The organism is Mesorhizobium sp. M5C.F.Ca.IN.020.29.1.1 (genome assembly GCF_003997375.1).
GTDB lineage: Bacteria > Pseudomonadota > Alphaproteobacteria > Rhizobiales > Rhizobiaceae > Mesorhizobium > Mesorhizobium wenxiniae.
Genome location: NZ_RZSW01000620.1, coordinates 1 through 3,292, shown reverse-complemented (window position 1 = coordinate 3,292; position 3,292 = coordinate 1). Strand labels below are relative to the sequence as shown.

The window sequence follows — 3,292 nt, the reverse complement described above, 5'->3', positions numbered from 1 at the left end:
CCTTCGCGCCTGCGCCCGCAGTTCTGAACCGGTCGAGGATATCGCCTAGAGCTGTGCCCGACACGCCCTTGGACAACTGGTCCACGATACCGCCCTGCGGATTATTGGGATCGCGCTCTCGTGCGCGACGGATCATGTCTCCGATTTTGTCGCGATTCTGGTAAGCTAAAACCCCAAGCATTGCGATCGCTAGTTTTCCGAGATTTGCCATTGGTTCCTCCTTTCCAACGTGAAGAAGGGCTCCGCTTGGCAAAAGTTCCATGTTCGACGAACTAATCTTGTCGCGGACGTGCACGGAAATCTATGGTTCGATGCTACTCCCATGAAGTACTTGGCTTTTGCCGCCCTGCCACAAGCTAACGACGCAGGCACAACGCCAGAATGAAGGCGCCGGCGAGCAGCATGGCAACTAATCCCCAGTTAATCCGGTAGATCATCGTTCGTCCGCCGACATATCCTCCGCATTGCCTGGACAACCCCCAAGGCTGCCAAGCTTGCTGGTGGTCAAGGTCGCCGCGCAGGTGCTTGACGCGGCCGATCAGCCCGGGCTTGACGCATTGCAGCCAGACGCGTGCGCGCATGGCGTGCACGGAGCGGAACGCCTCTATCTTGGTGTCGAACTTTCCAAGGACATGGCTGCTATCGACGATTTGGAAGGCTGCTTTCGGATTGCATCTTATCCGACATTTAGGTCCGATTTGCGCCCAAGTCGACGTCGAGCATCTGGCGGCGAATAGCTGCTTTACGCGTAAAGCGGTGGCGCGAATGCCCATCCCACGAAGTGGTTAAGTTGAATTGCCATCATAAGCATTTCTTCAAGGTTTGACCGTTGGTTTTTCTCCGAAGCTCGTAACCAACTTCGGGGAAGAGCATGTTGAAGGTCTATACCTGCATTGCGACGCAGCATGATTTGCGTCTGGTTGCCCTGGCGGCCTTGGTCTGCGCCCTGGCCTCGTTCACGGCCGTCAACCTCCTCCATCATGTCGGGCGCAGCGAACGAGAAATGCGACGGATCTGGCTCGCAGTAGCCGCGGTCGCCACCGGTTTCGGCATCTGGTCAACGCATTTCATCGCCATGCTGGCCTTCCAGCCCGCATTGCCGAGCGGCTACAATATCGCCTTGACGATCGTCTCGCTGGTCGCCGCGATCGCTTTGACGGGAACCGGCCTCACCGTCGGCATGTCGCCCCGCGTTCCGTATGCACGCTGGATCGGCGGGGTGATCGTGGGGGGCGGTATCGCCGTAATGCATTATACTGGCATGGCTGCCTTCGAGATCGCGGGCCGCGTGGTCTGGGATATGCCGCTCGTCGCAGCGTCGATCGCCCTCGGTGGGCTGTTCGGCGCCGCAGCCTTGCCAGTTGCCTTTCGTGCCAACACGATCAAGTGGAAGGCACTCGGGGCGTTGGTGCTGACGGTCGCAATTTGCAGCCATCATTTCACTGCGATGGGCGCGGCCGCGATCGTGCCCGATCCTCGCATCGTCGTTTCGGCCACGGCGCTGCCCGCGGAATGGATGGCAATCGGACTTGCGCTCGCTTCGATCGTGATCATTCTTCTGGCCCTTGTCGGTCTTGTCCTCGATCTGCGCGATCTTCGTCGTGCTGGGGAGACGGCGCGTATGCAGGAGCTGGCCGACGCCGCCGTCGAGGGGTTGGTTGTGTACAACGAGACGACGATCGTGGCAGCCAATCACAGCTTCGCCGCCCTTGCCTGTGTCGATGGCTCTCAGCCTGTCGGCTGCTCCCTCGAGTCTTTCTTCCCCACCGTTTCGCGGGACGAACTCACGGCCACCGCCAGAAAGCCGCTGGAGGCCGAGCTATGCGCAACCGACGGCAGTACGATTCCGGTCGAGCTGATCCGACACAACATCCTTTATGCCGGCAAGCAGCATCAGGTCGTCGCGGTGCGCGATATCCGCGGGCGCAGCGGGCGGAGGAGCAAATTCACTTCCTTGCTCACCACGACCCCCTGACTAAGCTCCCGAACCGCACGAGCTTCAACGAGAAGCTGGAGGCCGAATTGCTGCGCATCGTGGGACTGACAGGTGCCTTGCGGTCCTTTTCCTCGATCTCGATCGCTTCAAAGAGATTAACGACCTCTTCGGTCATCTCATCGGGGACGCCGTGCTCCAGTGTGTGGCTGAGAAGATTAAGAACGTCCTAAAGCCGGAGCATATGGGCGCGCGCTTGGGAGGCGACGAGTTCGCTGTCATCGTTCCAGGCCTGCCGAGCCCAGCGTATGCGACGCGCACCGCTGAAGCCATTTTGAACGCTTTCGACGAGACCGGCGCGAACCTGCCCGCCGGCGTCACTATCGGGACCAGCATCGGCATCGCTGTCTTCCCGAACGATGCGCCCGATCGCGCGACCCTTCTAAGCCATGCTGACGCGGCGCTTTATGAGGCCAAGTTGGAAGGGCGCGGCATCTATCGCGTTTTCGAACCGTCAATGGGTGAGCATCTAGACGATCGACGTCAGTTCGAGCACGACATGCGTCATGCGATTTCGCGCGACGAGTTCAGTCTCGTATTTCAGCCGCAAGCGGAGCTTCACTCCAATAAGGTCTTCGGCTTCGAAGCGCTCCTTCGTTGGGATCACAGCACGAGAGGTGCCATCGCCCCGGCGGTGTTCATTCCGATCGCGGAGGAATGCGGCGCTATTCTGAAGATCGGCGAATGGGTGTTGCGCACGGCCTGCGCCGAGGCGGCGACGTGGGACCGGCCATTGGGAATCAGCGTCAACGTCTCGGCCGTACAACTCCATGGCGGCAATCTCCCGGAGCTGGTCGAGGAGGTTCTGAAAGAAACCCGCCTTGACCCGTCCCGCCTCGAGCTGGAAATTACAGAGTCGTCGCTGATCAAGGATATTGGCCGGGCCCTCGCGGTCTTGCACAAGCTCAAAGACCTTGGCGTCCAGATCGCCATGGATGATTTCGGCTGGTTCGCGCAGCAATCCCAAGCAGGAAGTCGGGAAACGACCTGCCGAAGGTGCTAAGGGTCAAAACTCAATCAGCAGGCGGTCGACAATGGCCGGGATGGGGTAGCAGGCGGCCCCTCGCCTAACACGACGGATACCCGCCCAGGCTTCTCTTTAGGGCGGCCATAGCCGCACTTCCACCCATCGCTTACCTCATGCGGGCATCAAATCGATGACCCGCATGATAGCGACCGCACTGCTCGTGTTCTGAGTGCCTTCTGTCGTAGCGCCTTTAGCGCAGGCCCAAACATCGCCCTTCTTGACTGTGAACTTTTCTTTGTTGTGAACGACCGAAAGTTCTCCCTCAGTCATGT

3 protein-coding genes and 1 pseudogene are annotated in these 3,292 nt (G+C 59.6%); 2 read left to right on the top strand and 2 right to left on the bottom strand.

What is annotated here, in order from left to right; translation table 11 throughout:
* Window positions 1–211, bottom strand: a pseudogene (locus EOA85_RS30940) (hypothetical protein); the annotation flags it as partial.
* 145 nt (window positions 212–356) lie between these two features.
* A complete protein-coding gene (locus EOA85_RS30935; RefSeq protein ID WP_127212264.1) occupies window positions 357–581 on the bottom strand; it encodes a hypothetical protein in 225 nt (74 codons plus the stop codon).
* Window positions 582–871: 290 nt separating this feature from the next.
* Between EOA85_RS30935 and EOA85_RS30930 the strand changes: the two genes are divergently transcribed.
* Both EOA85_RS30930 and EOA85_RS30925 read left to right on the top strand, forming a co-directional pair.
* The gene (locus EOA85_RS30930; protein WP_127212263.1) at window positions 872–1,975 is read left to right on the top strand and encodes an MHYT domain-containing protein; all 1,104 of its coding nucleotides are present in this window, start codon (window positions 872–874) and stop codon (window positions 1,973–1,975) included.
* 46 nt (window positions 1,976–2,021) lie between these two features.
* Complete coding sequence (locus EOA85_RS30925) at window positions 2,022–2,996, top strand: EAL domain-containing protein (protein WP_245486167.1); 975 nt, start codon at window positions 2,022–2,024, stop codon at window positions 2,994–2,996.
* Window positions 2,997–3,292 lie beyond the last annotated feature (296 nt).